Here is a 16,677-nt window from a genome sequence, read left to right on the forward strand (position 1 = left end):
AGAATTCCTGCATATGTGCATGTTTTTTCTTGTTCGGGGACCAAAATTTCAAAATTCCTGCAAATCTGCAGGAATTTTCGACGAAACCGGCTCGTTTCTCTAAAATCGCTAGAAATTCCTGCAGATTTGCATCTTTTTTCGCATCCCCTCGGGAATCGGCCTAAATACCTGCAGATTTGCATCTTTTTGGAGTTGGAAGCTTGGAAGCACACTAGGCACCTCTTTGTATGTGACATATCACTTCGACTAGCCATTAGCCACCGTTTCCTTTCGTTATACAAAAAAATAAGACCGAAACCAAAGTTTCAGTCTTATCGTTGCACCGATACAAACGTATTGAATTTCATATATTTGTAGTGGAAGCGCATATGGGAAAATTCAAACGGCGTGCCGTTGTCGAGGAAAAAGACCCCTTCCATGATGCCGACGGGTTCGTGTTCCCTCAAGTTCAGCAGTTCCCGATCTTCCGGCTGGGAAGGCTCCGCAAAAATCGACAGAAAGGACTTGGTTACGGCCATATTGTGCGCTTCTTCCAAGTAGTTGAAGATCGAGCCTTCGATAATCGTCTGGTTCAAATTTTGCACGATTTTGATCGGGATGTAGCCTGTCTCAATCATAAACGGCTCCTCATCGAACAGGCGCAGGCGCACGATTTTGTATACAAAATCGTGCGGTTCCAGAAACAAATCGCGCTGCAGCTCCTCCGTCGGGGAGATCACCTCGAAGCTCAGCACTTTGACTTTCGGCTTTTTTCCGTCCATCTGAAAATTGTCCGTCACGCCCAGATTCGAACCCTCGTAATTAAAGATCGATTCGTTCTTGAGATACAGCGGATTGATGAAGGTCCCGGAGCCGCGCTTCTTAAAAATAATCCCGTCGCTCTCCATCTTCGCCAGCGCCCGTTTCACGGAGCTGCGGCTCACCCGGTACGTCTCGCTAAGGCTCCGCTCGTCCGGCAATCTCAGGTCCGGGTACCGACCCGCGTGGATGTTCTTTTTCAGGTCATCGATAATTTGTTTATAGATTAATGGTGGCATGCCGACCTCCTTTTCAAAGGTTACTTATTTAGCTCCGGTCAGGAAGGAAAACAACCCGCCCGAATCGGGGCGGGCTTGCTACCCCCTATTATATTTTAGCTTTCTTACGCCTGCTCCGCATTCGCCAAGCCGCGGATAAAGGTTTCGAAGTCGGGGGCGAGCCGGGTGATGCGGTTGTTCTCTTTTTTGTCCACATGGACCACTTCGGGCTCGCGGTCATTTCCCGATTCCCGGTAATCCAGCATCACCACTTCATACGCGGAAGGGCAGTCACAAATGACAACCCCGATTTCGGGATATCCCCCTTGCTCGATCAGCGTCCGGCTGCCCGCTTCGCCGCACAACGAGTGCTTCTTCGTCCGGCCGATACCCAGAATTCCCGCGATTTCGACCGTTTCCCTGCCCGCGCCCGATTCGGACGGGTCCACCGGGAAAAACCGCTGGCGGGGAACGCCTCCGTTATGCTGTTTCATCATTTGCACGTAGTAGGCCGGCAGGCGGAAGACCAGCTCTTCCTCCACGGAAGCCACCAAATCGTCCGTCGGCGGCTCGGACACATACTTCTCCAGCGCCTCCGCGCTGTCATCCCAAAAGTCCGCCATGCCGGTACCGGCAGCGGCCAGTCCGGCGGCCGGTTTGGCCGCCTTGCCAGGCTTGCGCTCCTCGCCTCCGTCAGGCATCGCCGCCGCAGATTCCTCCGCTGGTACCTCCGCAGACTCCTCGGCCGACGCGTCCTCGGCCAGCCTGTCCCGGATCCAGCCGAGGAATTCCTGCGTGTCCTCATCGCCGGGGTCCAGCCGGTCCGCGCCTTCAAAAGCGCGCAAAGCCTCTTCGTACCGCTCCAAATAGTAGTAGGCCAGTCCGATCCGATAATGCCACAGCGGGTCTTCTTGCCCCTCTTCCGCCACCGTCAGGAACTGGTCCACCGCCTCTTCATACCGCTCGAGGTTGTTCAGCGCCCGGCCCAGATGACTGACCAGGGTGTAGTCCCGTTCCTCCGCCGGTACCTCCATAATGGCATCGACAATCTTCTCGAACTCGTCCTCTTCGTGCCACGCCTCCAATTGGGCGATCAACTCTTCTCTCATTCCCGTTGCCTCCGTTCTATTTTTTAAAGTAAACAGCCATACATATAGGTTAAACTAAAGATACATCGTCACATCCACCATTGTAGATATAGAACGCCGCCGTTGGAGCACACACTCAACTGCTATATTAACTGGAAAACCTCCCGTTAATATACCGCCCTTAACCCTTATATCCGATTTAGCTGGAAAATCTCCATCTATTTCGAGATCCATTTGCCGATATACGCAATTTCAGGCGAATTACCGGGAGGTTTTCCATCTAATGCACCTCTGCAGCCGTTTAGGCGCCAAATTAACGTGAGGAATTCCCGTTAAATTCAATCAAACCATTGGCGTTGAGCAAGAGTGTGATAAGAACACTTCCCGTCGATGTCTTTTGTGCTAATCAATAGCTCAGTCTTTATGGCTAATTCTCGTCGTCCAAATCCTTTTTCCATTGATCCATATCATAAATGATTTTGAACCTGTTCACAGGATCGGCATTTTCCTCGAGAAGAGCGTATCCCCCTATTTTCATAGAGAGTTCCATTATTTGCGGGTGATGATGCAATTCCTCCAAATGATCCATTATGGCGGATAGTCTGGACCTCATGGTCAGTTTGCAGACATCCCCTTCCTTACGGAGGCTTACATGTTCTCCCGCGTTCAACCAGGGATTTTCCTCAAAGTAAGCCCTGCTGCAGGTCAAACCCAGCTCCATAACCGGCTCGATGATTTGCCAGTCCGCTTTCTTCAAAGCCGTCCCAATCGACCCGCGGGCTCCTGTAACATAATAGTAATCACGGTAAAAACACATCCGGCAATGCATCTTCGTGACCTCGATCCCGCAGTCCGCCACCGGATATCCCATGGTCACCCCCTCGGATAGAAACTTTGTGGAGTAAAGCTCCAGCGATCTTAGGAACAGCCGGGATCCGAGTTCCAGTCCCTCCTCATCATCCTTATGGCAGCAGTAACTTACGATCTCTTGATCGGGAACATGAAGTTCAAAATCATACCCCGCCCCAAGCTTCCGCGGTTTCAACTCGACCTCCACGCTCGCGTACAAGTCATTTAGGCTGGTCACTCTCGACGCGCCGCCGTTTAGCTTCTTATGTATGTCATCGGTGGATTCCCTGTAGATTATACAGGTATTCTTGAGGCTTAATTCCACGCCCTGTTCCTTCATAAAATCATGGATCCGCCGGAGATGCAAATAATCATTTCCTATAAAAACAATGCTTGTGAACTTCCTCGACCCACCCTCCGCAAAATCAAAATGAGCGCCGATCACGACATCCTTGTCGTATTCCCGGAGATGTTTTATCCTTTCAAAGACCCGGTCCCGGTGCTCATTACACTGTGGAAAAGGAAGCGCAATGCCCAGGTATTTCATGTTCAAATCCGGCAGCAGACTTCTCTGCTCGTCCAGATAAGCGGTCATTTTGTCAAAATAGAGCTTTCGTGTATTCTCCGTCAAATCCCATACAATCCTCTCTCGATCCCTTATTCACATCATATCGGAGCTGGGCCCGCCAGGCAAATGAGCAAACCGGAAAATAATTATATACTATTTATAGAAAAATTTTACTGTAAACTCTAGAAATGCAAACCATTACTTGGTATATTATGGTCATGGACCATAGTCTATCTATAAAGCCCAGTCAGCGCGTCCTTCACTCTTAAATGAAAGTGAGGTGAACGGGCTGTTTTTATTCTAGCGCAAGTGATACTCAAATTTAACAGCATGACGATACGAGTCAGAAGAGAAGTGCAGCAAGTTCCGACATGTAAGGCTATTCGTTTGTTGAAGTAGGATCACATCCGAAGGAGAGATGAATCTGCTATGAGCAAATGGGTAAAGAAAGGCGGGATATTTTCTTTCAGCTTTTTGTTAGCGCTTACAACTTATTCGGGATGGACCTCTCTCACTCCTGCCGCCGATGCGGCGGCATCCGATTACAACTACGCCGAAGCGCTGCAGAAATCGATCTATTTCTATGAGACGCAGCGTTCGGGAGTTCTTCCTGAGAATAACCGCGTGGAATGGCGCGGCGACTCGGGACTGCAGGACGGCGCGGATGTCGGCCATGATTTGACGGGAGGATGGTATGACGCCGGAGATCATGTCAAATTCGGATTTCCGATGGCTTCAACCGCAACAATGCTCGCATGGTCTGTGTATGAGTACCGGGAAGGATACGAACAGTCTGGACAGCTCGATGAAATATTGGACAACATCCGCTGGGCGACGGATTATTTCATGAAGGCCCACACGGCCCCGAACGAACTGTGGGGACAAGTCGGCAACGGAACGGCCGACCACAATTGGTGGGGACCCGCGGAAGTTTTGCCGATGGCGCGGCCCGCCTTTAAGATCGACGCGGCGCATCCCGGTTCCGATCTGGCCGGGGAAACGGCCGCGGCGCTCGCCGCAAGTTCGATTATCTTCAGGGACAGCGACCCGGTTTATGCGGACAAGCTGCTCCGGCATGCCAAAGAATTGTATGCCTTTGCCGATCAATACCGCGGCAAATATTCGGACAGTATTACCGATGCCAAGCAGTTCTACAACTCCTGGAGCGGGTATGCCGACGAATTGAGCTGGGGGGGTGCATGGCTTTATTTGGCCACGGAAGACGAAACGTACCTTGATAAAGCGATCGCCGCCAGTGAACTGTGGGGCACCAACCAGCAAGGGGATTGGGACTACAAGTGGACACACGCCTGGGACGACAAGCATTACGGCGCACAACTGCTGCTGGCCCGGATTACCGGCGATCCCAAATTCATCCGCTCTACGGAAAATAGTATGGAATTCTGGACGACCGGAGTTTCGGGCACGGGTGAGCGCGTAACGTATACGCCCGGCGGCCTGGCGCATCTCGATCAATGGGGCGCACTCCGCTATACCGCAAATCAGGCCTTCCTTGCTTTTGTCTATTCCGACTGGGTCAGCGATCCCACGAAGAAAATAAACGCGCGTTCATTCGCGGAACGGCAAATCTTGTACATGCTCGGCGATAACCCCCGCGAGAGCAGCTATGTGGTCGGCTTCGGCAGCAATCCGCCGCAGCATCCGCATCACCGCACTTCGCACGGCTCCTGGGCCGATAGTCAAAATGTGCCGGAAAACCACCGCCACATCCTGTATGGGGCACTGGTCGGCGGTCCCTCCAAAACCGATGCTTACACCGATTCCATCGGCGATTATGTATCCAACGAGGTCGCAACCGATTATAACGCCGGCTTCACCGGCGCGTTGGCCAAGATGATGATCCTCCACGGCCAGGGACAGCAGCCTGTTCCTTCCTTCCCCGCTCCCGAAGAACGTGAGGACGAAATGTTCGTCGAGGCTTCGGTCAATGCCAGCGGCAGCAACTTCGTGGAAATCCGCGCTCTGATGAACAACCGCTCCGGCTGGCCGGCGCGCGCCAGCGAGAGCATGTCCTTCCGATACTATGTCGATCTGAGCGAAGCCGTCGATGCCGGATACGGACCGGAGGACATTACCGTAACGGCGGGCGGCTACAATCAGGGAGCCACAGTATCCCAACTGCAGCCGTATGATGTCGACAGGCATATTTACTACACAACGGTCGACTTCACCGGGACACGCATCTATCCTGGCGGGCAATCCGCCTTCCGCAAAGAGGTGCAGTTCCGAATCGCAGCGCCGCAAAACACCAACTTCTGGAACAACGCCAATGACTTTTCCTTCCAGGGCGTAGCTAGCGGAGGCGCGGCCCCGGCCAAGACACCGTACATTCCGGTCTATGACGGAGGCCGGCACGTATTCGGCGAACATCCGGCGGGAGGCGGAAATCCGGGTGAGCCTACCGTGCCCGCCGCACCGCGCAACGCCAAGGCTGTGCCGGGTGACGGGATTGTCCGGCTGTCCTGGAACGCCGTAAGCGGCGCAGCCGATTATCTGGTCAAGCGGTCGCCGACCAGCGGCGGCCCTTACGAGACGGTGGGAACGACGACGGAACCGGCCTTTTCCGATGACGGGGTCATCAATGACACGACGTATTATTACGTCATCACCGCCAGAAACGACGTCGGCGAAAGCCCACCTTCGGCCCAGATCAGCGCCAAGCCGCGCACCGTTCCGGTTCCGGCTGAAGGCGACTTGGTCGTCCAATACCGGAACAATGACGCGAACGCCGGCGACAACCAGTTCCGGCCGAATTTCCGCATCGTGAATACCGGCGATGAGGCGGTGGCGCTCGGTGATCTTACCCTGCGTTACTACTACACGATTGACGGGGAGCAATCCCAAGAGTTCCATTGCGACTATGCCGTCATCGGCAGCGGCAACATCAACGGCCGATTCGTCAAAATGGATTCTTCCGCAACCGGCTCCGATTATTATCTCGAAGTTTCCTTTGCTCCGGAAGCGGGGAATTTGGAGCCCGGCGGCGACACCGGCGAAATTCAGATCCGCGTCAATAAAACCGATTGGAGCCATTTCAACGAAAGCGATGACTATTCCTACAACGGGACGCAGCAAGCGTTTGCCGATTGGGACAAAGTCACGCTCTACCGGAACGGGACCCGGATCTGGGGCCTCGAGCCTTGAATCATGTCTTACATGGGACGAAAGAATTGACAAAACCAATATAATCGAAAGGATGATGTAAGGATGACGCATTTAGTCAAGTGCAGGAGACCTGCTTCGATCCTGATGACCGTGGTTTTATTCTTTTCCGTGGCAACGACCGGCGTGTTTGGGTTCGGAACGTCCCGGGCCCAGGCCCAGGAACCGGCTCCCGAGCAGGCTGAGGCAGCGTTGCAGGCGGCTTCCCCGGAGGAAACCCGTTTCCTCCAATTGTATGACCAGCTTAAAGACCCGGACAACGGCTACTTCTCGCCTGAAGGGATCCCTTACCATTCCGTGGAAACACTGATGAGCGAGGCGCCCGATTACGGCCATATGACGACCTCGGAGGCTTACAGCTATTGGCTGTGGCTCGAGGTGCTGTACGGGCACTATACGGGCGATTGGAGCAAGCTGGAAGCGGCCTGGGATAATATGGAGAAATATATTATTCCGGTCAATGAGGGCGACGGCAAAGAAGAGCAGCCGACGATGAGCTACTACAATCCGAACAGCCCGGCGACGTATGCGGCGGAGTATTCGCAGCCGGACCGGTATCCCAGCCAGCTCAACGGCCAGTACGGGGTCGGCAGAGATCCGCTGGACGCCGAGCTCAAGGCCACATATGGAAACAACCAGACCTATCTGATGCATTGGCTTCTCGACGTGGACAACTGGTACGGATTCGGCAATCTGCTGAACCCGAGCCATATCGCCACCTACGTAAACACGTTCCAGCGCGGGGAGCAGGAATCGGTGTGGGAAGCCGTCCCTCATCCTTCCCAGGACGATAAGTCCTTCGGCAAGCCCGGCGAGGGCTTCATGACCCTGTTCACCAAGGAGAATCAGGCGCCGGCGGCGCAATGGCGTTACACGAACGCGACCGATGCCGATGCCCGGGCCGTTCAAGCGATGTATTGGGCGAAGGAGCTTGGCTACGACAATGAAGTCTATTTGAACAAAGCCGAGAAGATGGGCGATTACCTTCGTTACGGCATGTACGATAAATATTTTCAGCAAATCGGCAGCGCGGCGGACGGAAGTCCGGCGGCGGGCACCGGCAAAAACGCCAGCCACTACCTCATGGCCTGGTACACATCTTGGGGCGGCGGCCTGGGACAGTCGGGGAATTGGGCTTGGCGGATCGGAGCCAGCCACGCGCACCAAGGATACCAGAACGTCGTTGCGGCCTACGCCCTCTCCGATCCGGACGGCGGGCTGATTCCCAACTCCCCGACGGCCGGGCAGGACTGGGATACCTCGCTGAAGCGGCAGCTAGAATTCTACACCTGGCTGCAGTCCGCCGAAGGGGCGATCGCCGGGGGCGCGACAAACAGTTGGGACGGCGCTTATAAAGCGTACCCGGCGGGAACGAGCACGTTCTACAGTATGGCATATGACGATGCCCCCGTTTACCATGACCCGCCTTCAAACAACTGGTTCGGCATGCAAGCCTGGCCGGTGGAACGGATCGCGGAATTATACTATATCCTGGCCTCGAAGGGAGACACTTCATCCGAAAACTTCCGCATGGCCAAACAGGTCGTGAGCAAATGGGTCGACTGGTCCATGGATTATGTATTTGTGGATCAAAAGCCGGTAACCGACGCGGAGGGGTACTATCTGGACGAGCAGGGTAACCGTGTGCTCGGCGGTCAAAACCCGCAAATCGCCACGGTTTCGGCACCGGGCGACTTCTGGATTCCGAGCAACCTGGAATGGCAGGGCCAACCGGATACCTGGAACGGCTTCGGCAATTACACCGGCAACCCCGGCCTCCGCGCCGTAACCAAAAACCCCGGACAAGATACCGGCGTCCTGGGCAGCTACATTAAAGCATTGACCTTCTTCGCGGCGGCCACCAAGGCGGAGAACGGCAGCTATACCCCGCTTGGCGGAGAAGCCGAGCAACTGGCCAAATCGCTGCTCGACACGGCTTGGGAGCACAATGACGGCGTAGGCATTACGAAGCCTGAAGCGCGCGCCGATTACTACCGCTACTTTACGAAGGAAATCTATTTCCCGGCGGGCTGGAGCGGCAAGAGCGGCCAAGGCAACACGATCCCGGGAACGAATACCGTTCCTTCCGATCCGGCGAAAGGCGGCAACGGCGTTTACGCCAGTTATTCCGATGTCCGTCCGGACATCAAGAACGATCCCGCCTGGTCCTACCTTGAAAACAAATACAACACGTCATGGAACCCGCAAACCCAGAAGTGGGAGAACGGGGCGCCCGAGTTCACCTATCACCGCTTTTGGTCCCAGGTGGACATGGCCACGGCCTACGCCGAATATGACCGCTTAATCAACGGCGGCGGTGGCGGCCCGGTTGAGCCGGTCGCCCCCAAAGCTCCGACGAATTTGAAAGCGGTTCCCGGGGATGCCCAGGTCTCGTTGACTTGGAGCAAATCAAGCGGCGCCGATAGCTACACCGTGAAACGGGCTTCGGTCAGCGGCGGCCCTTACACCGAAATCGCCACGATTTCCGGGACGTCCTATGTGGACCTCGATGTCGTCAATGACACGACGTACTACTATGTGGTCAGCGCCGCCAACGAGGTCGGCGTCAGCCCCGATTCCGCCGAGGTGAGCGCCAAGCCGACGCCGGTGGAAGGCGATCTCAAGCTGCAGTACCGCACGAATGACACGAATCCGGATGACAACCAGATTCGGGCCCAGTTCCGGATCGTCAATACCGGGGAAGAAAGCGTGGATCTCAGCGATGTCAAGCTGCGTTATTATTTCACGGTCGACGGGGACCAGGCTCAGCAGTTCCATTGCGACTACGCGGTCATCGGCAGCGGCAAGGTGACCGGCTCGTTCGTGAAACTGGATCAAGGCAAAGACGGCGCCGACTATTACCTGGAGGTAGGCTTCGCATCCGATGCGGGAACGCTCGCACCGGGCGCGGACACCGGTGATATCCAGGTTCGCCTCAACAAGGCCGATTGGTCCAATTACAGCGAAACGAATGATTTTTCGTATGATGCGACCAAGACGGCGTATGCCGAGTGGGAGCGCGTGCCGCTGTATTTTAACGGCAGCCTGGTTTGGGGACTTGAGCCTTAAAACCGCCGTTTAGGGAAAAAACAAAGAGGGTCATCCGTCGGGATGCCCCTCTTTGTTATTACGGAGTTGATTCCGTCAACTTCGTCAACTCAAAAATCAGCTCATTGGCCATCCGCTTGTTCAACCGGTACGTTTCGAATTTGCCGGCTTTTGCGGACAAGGTCTTGATCGTTTGAATCTGCGTATCGGTCGGCGGCTGCCGTTCGATCAGCCCCTCATAATTTTGGCAAGCGACCTTCATGGCGGTCTCCGGAGAAAGCAGATCGATGGTTTCATATAACGCTTTCGCCGCTTGTTCGATCGTCACACCAAATCCGGCATCCGTGGACAGCATGAACCGGTCGGGGTATTTTTCCATCAGCGGCACGAAGTCCTCCAATTGGTTGGTGCTTTCGGGATTATAAGCCGTAAACCCTGCAAAAAAATCAATGTATAAGTTCGGATGCTTGCTTAACAAAGCCTCAATATTTTCCGGAGGATTATAAGCGTTGGCATGTCCGAAGATGATGACGGTATCCGGATGCTGATCCAGGGCTTCCTCGAGATGGGCGACCGGCTCGCCGTTGGGCGGGTCGATATGCAGAAGAATCGGCACGTGGTATTGGGCCGCCAAGTCATATATTTTCGGAAAATTCCCGTCGTTCGGATGCTCCGCCTTCCAGGCCACCCGGGACACCGCTTGCGAGTAGGTCGAAGCGGCGGCCACCTCCCCGATGTTTAAATAGCCCTGCTCCAGGTTTTGCTTAACGATGGATACCCCCTCCTCTTCATAGATCGGAAATCCCGCAAAGGAAGGATATACGCTCGAAGGCGCTTGCCGATATTGCTGCCAGGCCAGTTTATCCGTTTGTTGGGCGCTAGGCTCCGAGATATTGCCGAACAGCACAAGGCGGTCGATCCCATACTGCCCCCATTTTTTAAGCGCACCGGGATCGGCCGCATCATGGTTATGTATATCGATGACCGTAAGATCCTGATAGATTTCGTACAGTTCTTTGCTTGAATCCTTGTTCTTCCTCAGACCTTCTAGGAAAGCAACTTCTTCCTTGGGTGTATACTCGGTCAATGGCTCGACCTTGACCTCGGTCCCTTTCTTGTCACCGGCAGTCTCCTCTAATGACGCGCACCCCGAGAACATGACAGCTGCGAGAGTTAGCGCACATAGGGCAAAATGACGCAACGCTTGAGGCATAGGCGTTCCTCCATCTTTATTATTTTGCATAACCCGTTAAAATTTTCAGCTCCGATTGGAAGCGCTATCAAATTATATTAAAAATATATCTCATGTTAGCGCGGATATCCACCTAAATTTGGAAGGTTGCCCTGAAATGACCTCCGACCCAGAAACTCGCTATTTGAGCAGATGGTAATGCCCCATCAGACAACCCCGTTTACATAAAATTCCTGCATACGTGCAGGTTTTTTTCTTGTTCGAAACAAAAAATTAAAAATTCCTGCAAATCTGCAGGAATTTTCGACGAAAACGGCTCATTTCTCTAAAATCACTAGAAGTTCCTGCAGAGGATTTGCATCTTTTTTTGCATCCCCTCGTGGATTGAATTAAATACCTGCAGATTTGCATCTTTTTAGAGTTGGAAGTGTGCTGGCACCTTGAGTACGATACAAAAAAAGGAGAAATCGCCGAACGATTTCTCCTTTCTAATACAACATGGCCATCCCCGCTATCGGGTAGCCTTAGAACGCATTTTCGAAAGCCTTGATGCACGCCCCGTCCTTCGAACGGTCCAGGACCGAGAACCGGATTTCGGCAAACAACGTCCCAAAGCCCTCGTCATCCAAAAGCTCCCGCCACCATCTCGCCACCTTCACCGGATCGTTCCGGAATACGCCGCAGCCGTAAGCGCCCAGAATCAGGTTCCGGTCACCCTTATGGGCGAAGATCGCCAAGGCCAGCCGCATCCGGTCTTTCATCACGCGCTCCGCTTGCAGGGGGTCCTCCCCTTTGAGAAGGACCTGCCCATAGTTCACGGCGGGCAGCGTCAGTACCGACGCCGTGACCGGCCGCTCGATCAGCTCGAACCGCGGGTCGCGGAAAAATACCACATCCGGCGAGTATATAGCATGGTCGGTGTACATCATCGTTCCGCAGGCCCGATTGGCCTTATAGTAGCCTTCGTTGCGCAGCTGCGTTTCGTACAGACCGCTGGATGCCGCCAAGCTCTCCTCCTGGGCCATCGCGCCGTTCAGGAAGCCGCCCCCGGGATTTTTGGCGCTGGCGAAGTTCAGCACGCCGACGCGTTCTTTTCCCGCTTCCGCAAAGTCCAGGATCGTCTTCACCGTAGCCTCGTTGGCGACGGAACGCGCGGCGGCCTGCGACAGCCTCGGCAGCCCGGCGCTTGCGCGCACCAGCTCCGCCCCCCGCTCGGGGTCGAACAGCTCGCTGTTCTCCTCCGAACGCTTCTGCGCCGCGGCAAAATCCACCCGGCGCCCCTCATATTCATAGAACCCTTGCTGTTGAATCCGCAAGGTGTCCTCAGCAATTCCTTTTCGTTTCATTTCCGTTCCCTTCTTTCAATAATAATTCGTCACGGGCTTCGGTCAGCGCAAAGCCCAGCAGATTCCGCCCCCGCCATTTTACGGGGTTCTCCGCATCCGGGTTCGATTGTCCCATCCCGATCCCCCAAATGCGGTCCCGCGGACTGGCCTCGACCAGAATGCGGTTTTTCGTCGCTTTGAGGTAATCGCCAAGCTCCGGATTTTGCGAAAACTTGGCCAGGCTGCCTCTTTTCACAATGCCGTAGCACGCGCTGTCCCAAATCTCCTTGTCAAAGTTGCGGACCGCGCGCCCGTAAGCCTTCATCTCCTTCGGATGCTTGGCCCCCAGGATCGCCTCCAGCATCTCGCTGTCTCCGAACAGCCGGGCTTTCTCGGCCATCATAAACTGCTCGGCGCAGGAATACTTCGTACCCTCCACCTCAAACGGGCACATCCACCACTGACTGAAGCAGCTCTTGTCGACGCCTCCGTTTTTCGGTGGGGTGTGGCCCCAAAAGAACACAAACTTGAACGTTTTCCCTGCGTTATAGGCTTGTCTTAGTTCCTCGATATTGTAAATCATCGGTGTCCCTCCAAATTCCTCCGATACAAGCGGGAGGGCCGGTGTCCCGCGTTTTCGGTATAATGGTCCGTTTCCGTCACCAGATCCGCGACCTTCCGGCGGAAAGCGGCTTTCAGCAGCTCTTTATCCAAAATGACCTCGTACACCTGCTGGAGCTCGGTCAAAGTGAACAGCTGGGGCATCAAATGCAGGGCGATGTCGGTGTAATTCACCTTTCCGCGCAGCCGCTCGATGGCGCAGGCGATGATCTTGGCATGGTCAAAAGCCAAACCGTCATTGGCTACGATCGCATAATCCGTCCCAGTCGAAGCGGGCTTGGCCGTCACCGTTCTCGCCACGACTGCTGTAAGTTCCTCTTCCTCGGCACTCAGCTTGAGTTCGTACTCCAGCGTCTTGACGTACCCGCCCTCCTCGAGCAGCTCCTTCCGTTCCCGCAGCAGCCGGTAGGTTACCTTGAACCAGGCGGCCTCGGCCGCATCGTCCCCCGCCTTCAACTGTACCTGGTCACTGTTGATCAGAGCCATATAGCTGCAGCTCATCACCCAGGTGCGGGGGTCCCGCCCGATATCGCTAAACGTGTACAGCTGCTCCAAATAAACGTCAGCGACACCGGTCTCCTCGCGCAGCTCGCGCGCGGCGGCCTGCTCCGTCGTCTCGTTCGGCCGGACGAAGCCGCCCGGCAGAGCCCATTTGCCCAGAAAGGGGTGCCCTCCCCGACGGATGAGCAAAATGCGCAGCTCCTTCTCGGGAAGCTTACGGTAACTGTCGGCCTCTGCGTCCGTAACCGTAAAAATCACCATGTCCGCCGCCACTGACGGGCGCTCAAAGTCCCCGGCCCGGTACTGCTCCAGAAACTCGCGTTCCGTCAGTCCGTCGCGATCTCTCAAATCCATCGGCTAAACCCGCCCCTTCGCTTGTTCTAAACGCTATTGCTCGCCAACTCCCCAAAGTAGTTCCCGTATGGCCGGAACTTCGCCAGCACCTCGTCGACCCGGCGCATCCGCTCCTCCAGACTTCCCCGCAGCGGAATATAGGGAATCCGGCGCTCCTTCAAATCCGCGACGATTTGCTTGTGAAAAACATGCCGCTTCTGATCCCCGCTGCGATCCCAGGTGTCGTCGTACGGAATGTCGTCCTCGCACAGGAAGAACAAATCGTACCGCCGGGCGTTCTCCAGCGCGATCCGGGTCAACAGCTCCGGTGCCCGGCCATGGTAATCGAGCGCGAACATGTACGTCGTAATCGCATTGGTATCGACAAAAAGATACCGGTTCGCCTCCAGCAAAGCCCGCTCCTCCCGCTCGATATGCCCGACCGCGATCTCGTCGAACGCCTCGAACCCGATTCTGCGGTCCACCTGATGCTCGGTCCAGTAGTCGCGGCCATATTCGCTCGCAAAGGTCGTATGGTACCGCTGGGCCAGCGCCTCGGTAATCGTCGACTTGCCGGTCGACATCGCCCCCACGAAAACCACCTTCGTAATTAGGTCCCGGTACACGACATCACTTACGAATTCCCGGTACTTGTACGGGTCCGAACGCACCATCGTCGCCGAGACCGGGACCCGTTCGCGCGCTTCGTCCACCCGCCGGTCCACCGCCCCCAGGGCGATGCTCATATGTTCGCCGTAGAACTCGCTGGAGTAAAAGTGCGTCACCTGCTCTCCCTTCAGTAGGCCCAGAATATACTGCTCTTCCCGGATTTCGTGTTCCCGGTCGTTGGAATAGCCGTCCGGTCCGTCCCAAGCTTCGATCACCCGAACGGCCGGGTAAAGCCGGCGAATCCAGTTCGCCCGGATATGAAGCGGAATCGGCGTAACCGGAGTCTCGTAGATGACCACGATCAGCTCATCGACCTCTTGCAGCGCCGTCTCGATCATGTATTGGTGCCCTTTATGCAGCGGGGCGAATTTCCCCAGCGTCAATCCCAAAGTCTTCATGCCACCGCCTCCTTGGCCCCTTTGTTCCAATTGTAATAGCCGTAGCCCGCGTTGATCAGATAAGCGCTCCACATCACAATCATCAACAGGCCGTCCGGACTGCCTTCAACCATCCGAATCACCCACAGCAGCACCGTGAACATATTCAGCACGATATATACCAGCCACTGCTCTTTAAACCTTCTAACCATCAAAAGCGTCGCCACGATGGACAGCACCGTCGTAATGGCATCGATATAAGGCGAGTTCTGTCCCGGAATGAACGAGAGCCCGAACCCCAGCAGCAGGCAGCCGAATATACAAACCGCCCCCACCCCAAGCAAACCTTTAAGGGTCATCTGGCGCATGGCCAGCTTGCCGCCCTGACGGTTGTTCTTCCACATGTAAAAGCCGACGACATTCATCGGGACAAAAAACAGCAGATTCAGCATAACCTCCCCGAACAGCCCGTTTACATAAGACAAATAGGCGTAGCCGAGCGTGTTATACATGCCAAAAACATAGCTCATCAGGTTCCCCTTGGCCGCGAGAACCACGCATAATACGCCCGTGATGAAAACCGTGAACCCGAACAAGGAATCTTTGGATATCACCGTAAATCCTATGGCAATGGAGGTAAACAGGACCAGCCATGCGATTTCGAACAAGTTCCAACTACCCGTATACTTCTTCATCTTCACCTTGCATCCCCTCAGCTTTCTGCACTCCCTCTTGGAGCCCAGACTCAAATTGTCACTTAGTATAATATTGATAATAACACTTTGTTACTATCAAAGATAACAGAAGAGCTCGCGGGTGGCAAGTAAATTTTTCCTCCATGAGTGCCGAGAGGGCCTAGGAGGATCAACAGAAGCCGATCCGGTATGGCTGTTTGTATTGTGAACTGTATGATTTGCGCCGAATTAGCGGGAAAACCTCCAGGTAATTTTGCTCCAAAAGCCCACGGGCCGCGATTACCTGGAAAACCTCCCGTTAATTCAAAGCTCCCTGGGGGGGGTTATCGTGGATCAGGCCGAATTAGCGGGAGAAAATCCCGGTAATTCGGTCCTTTTAAGCTAAACAGGCAAGATTAACGGGAGAAATTCCCGGTAATATGACGATGTCACGTCTGCCTCTACTTTTCGGGCTAATTTGTTCGGATTTCCGTCCCTCGAAGCTATCTATCCGCGGTACGCAAGCTTTGTTCGCTGCATTGTATTGTGAATCTGGCGAATGATGTCATCCAGCGACGCCGGATCGTTCACATCGTATTCCTCGATATTCAACCGCAGTACGGGACAGGCGGCAAAACCGTCGATCCACTCGGCATACCGGGCATGCATCCGCTCCCAGTAGGCGCGTTCCGTCCGAATTTCCATTTCGCGGCCGCGCTCCTCAATACGGGATAAGATGGCGGGCAGGCTGCCTTCCAAATAAATCAACACATCCGGATGCGGAAAATAAGGCGTCATCACCATCGCCTCAAACAGGCTGGTATACGTCTGATAGTCCGTGGCCGACATCGTGCCTTGATCGGCATGCATTTTGGCGAAGATTCCGGTATCCTCGTAGATGGAACGATCCTGGATGAACCCCCCGCCGGCTTCCACAATCGCTTTCTGTTCCTTAAACCGTTCGGCCAGGAAATAAATTTGCAAATGAAAACTCCAACGCTCAAAGTCCGCATAAAACTTTTCCAAATAGGGGTTATGATCCACCTTCTCCATCGAAGTCTTGAACCCCAGCCGCCCGGCAATCGCCGCGGTCAGTGTCGATTTGCCCACTCCGACCGTGCCCGCGACGGTAATCAGCGCATGGTCCGGTATTCCGTAGTTGTTCATGATATTAACTCCTTTACCTTTACACCTTGTACCCTTCATAAGTGAAGAATTATACCGTTCATGCCC

At 54.7% G+C, this 16,677-nt stretch carries 12 protein-coding genes; 2 read left to right on the top strand and 10 right to left on the bottom strand.

Annotated features, from left to right (window positions below; all coding sequences use genetic code 11):
- Positions 1-311 precede the first annotated feature (311 nt).
- The 3 genes from V4U84_RS05775 to V4U84_RS05785 form a co-directional block, all read right to left on the bottom strand.
- Positions 312-1,037, bottom strand: coding sequence for a GntR family transcriptional regulator (locus tag V4U84_RS05775; protein WP_334076894.1), 726 nt, complete (start codon positions 1,035-1,037; stop codon positions 312-314).
- A gap of 104 nt (positions 1,038-1,141) precedes the next feature.
- Complete coding sequence (locus tag V4U84_RS05780; protein WP_334076895.1) at positions 1,142-2,125, bottom strand: SMI1/KNR4 family protein; 984 nt, start codon at positions 2,123-2,125, stop codon at positions 1,142-1,144.
- Positions 2,126-2,531: 406 nt separating this feature from the next.
- Positions 2,532-3,584, bottom strand: coding sequence for an elongation factor G (locus tag V4U84_RS05785; RefSeq protein WP_334076896.1), 1,053 nt, complete (start codon positions 3,582-3,584; stop codon positions 2,532-2,534).
- A 366-nt stretch (positions 3,585-3,950) separates the two neighbouring features.
- Between V4U84_RS05785 and V4U84_RS05790 the strand changes: the two genes are divergently transcribed.
- Positions 3,951-6,686 carry a glycoside hydrolase family 9 protein gene (locus V4U84_RS05790; RefSeq protein WP_334076897.1) on the top strand — a complete coding sequence of 912 codons (2,736 nt, stop codon included), beginning with the start codon at positions 3,951-3,953 and terminating at the stop codon, positions 6,684-6,686.
- Between the two features lie 63 nt (positions 6,687-6,749).
- Positions 6,750-9,773, top strand: coding sequence for a glycoside hydrolase family 48 protein (locus tag V4U84_RS05795; RefSeq protein ID WP_334076898.1), 3,024 nt, complete (start codon positions 6,750-6,752; stop codon positions 9,771-9,773).
- Between the two features lie 58 nt (positions 9,774-9,831).
- Here the strand turns inward: V4U84_RS05795 and V4U84_RS05800 are convergent, their stop codons facing one another.
- The 7 genes from V4U84_RS05800 to V4U84_RS05830 all read right to left on the bottom strand — a co-directional run bounded on the left by V4U84_RS05800 (position 9,832) and on the right by V4U84_RS05830 (position 16,611).
- Complete coding sequence (locus V4U84_RS05800; RefSeq protein ID WP_334076899.1) at positions 9,832-10,965, bottom strand: amidohydrolase family protein; 1,134 nt, start codon at positions 10,963-10,965, stop codon at positions 9,832-9,834.
- 503 nt (positions 10,966-11,468) lie between these two features.
- The gene (locus V4U84_RS05805; RefSeq protein ID WP_334076900.1) at positions 11,469-12,290 is read right to left on the bottom strand and encodes a TIGR02452 family protein; all 822 of its coding nucleotides are present in this window, start codon (positions 12,288-12,290) and stop codon (positions 11,469-11,471) included.
- A complete protein-coding gene (locus tag V4U84_RS05810) occupies positions 12,268-12,852 on the bottom strand; it encodes an NADAR family protein (protein WP_334076901.1) in 585 nt (194 codons plus the stop codon). Before V4U84_RS05810 ends, V4U84_RS05805 begins: the two co-directional genes overlap by 23 nt.
- Entirely contained in the window at positions 12,849-13,745 is an 897-nt protein-coding gene (locus V4U84_RS05815; protein ID WP_334072517.1) for an NUDIX hydrolase, read from the bottom strand. Before V4U84_RS05815 ends, V4U84_RS05810 begins: the two co-directional genes overlap by 4 nt.
- A gap of 26 nt (positions 13,746-13,771) precedes the next feature.
- Entirely contained in the window at positions 13,772-14,791 is a 1,020-nt protein-coding gene (locus V4U84_RS05820) for an AAA family ATPase (RefSeq protein ID WP_334076902.1), read from the bottom strand.
- Entirely contained in the window at positions 14,788-15,465 is a 678-nt protein-coding gene (gene pnuC / locus V4U84_RS05825; protein WP_334076939.1) for a nicotinamide riboside transporter PnuC, read from the bottom strand. The genes V4U84_RS05820 and pnuC overlap by 4 nt, the downstream gene beginning before the upstream one ends.
- Before the next feature lie 486 nt (positions 15,466-15,951).
- Positions 15,952-16,611: a deoxynucleoside kinase gene (locus V4U84_RS05830; protein WP_334076903.1), complete on the bottom strand. Its 660-nt coding sequence runs from the start codon at positions 16,609-16,611 to the stop codon at positions 15,952-15,954.
- Positions 16,612-16,677: the final 66 nt, after the last annotated feature.

It is taken from the genome of Paenibacillus sanfengchensis (genome assembly GCF_036864765.1).
In the GTDB taxonomy this organism is placed as follows: Bacteria; Bacillota; Bacilli; order Paenibacillales; family Paenibacillaceae; genus Fontibacillus; species Fontibacillus sanfengchensis.

Bases quoted from the DNA above. Each gene is read 5' to 3' on its own strand.
- V4U84_RS05775 (WP_334076894.1), bottom strand. From the start codon at position 1,037: ATGCCACCATTAATCTATAAACAAATTATCGATGACCTGAAAAAGAAC.
- V4U84_RS05780 (WP_334076895.1), bottom strand. From the start codon at position 2,125: ATGAGAGAAGAGTTGATCGCCCAATTGGAGGCGTGGCACGAAGAGGAC.
- V4U84_RS05790 (WP_334076897.1), top strand. From the start codon at position 3,951: ATGAGCAAATGGGTAAAGAAAGGCGGGATATTTTCTTTCAGCTTTTTG.
- V4U84_RS05795 (WP_334076898.1), top strand. From the start codon at position 6,750: ATGACGCATTTAGTCAAGTGCAGGAGACCTGCTTCGATCCTGATGACC.
- V4U84_RS05800 (WP_334076899.1), bottom strand. From the start codon at position 10,965: ATGCCTCAAGCGTTGCGTCATTTTGCCCTATGTGCGCTAACTCTCGCA.
- V4U84_RS05805 (WP_334076900.1), bottom strand. From the start codon at position 12,290: ATGAAACGAAAAGGAATTGCTGAGGACACCTTGCGGATTCAACAGCAA.
- V4U84_RS05810 (WP_334076901.1), bottom strand. From the start codon at position 12,852: ATGATTTACAATATCGAGGAACTAAGACAAGCCTATAACGCAGGGAAA.
- V4U84_RS05815 (WP_334072517.1), bottom strand. From the start codon at position 13,745: ATGGATTTGAGAGATCGCGACGGACTGACGGAACGCGAGTTTCTGGAG.
- V4U84_RS05820 (WP_334076902.1), bottom strand. From the start codon at position 14,791: ATGAAGACTTTGGGATTGACGCTGGGGAAATTCGCCCCGCTGCATAAA.
- pnuC (WP_334076939.1), bottom strand. From the start codon at position 15,465: ATGAAGAAGTATACGGGTAGTTGGAACTTGTTCGAAATCGCATGGCTG.
- V4U84_RS05830 (WP_334076903.1), bottom strand. From the start codon at position 16,611: ATGAACAACTACGGAATACCGGACCATGCGCTGATTACCGTCGCGGGC.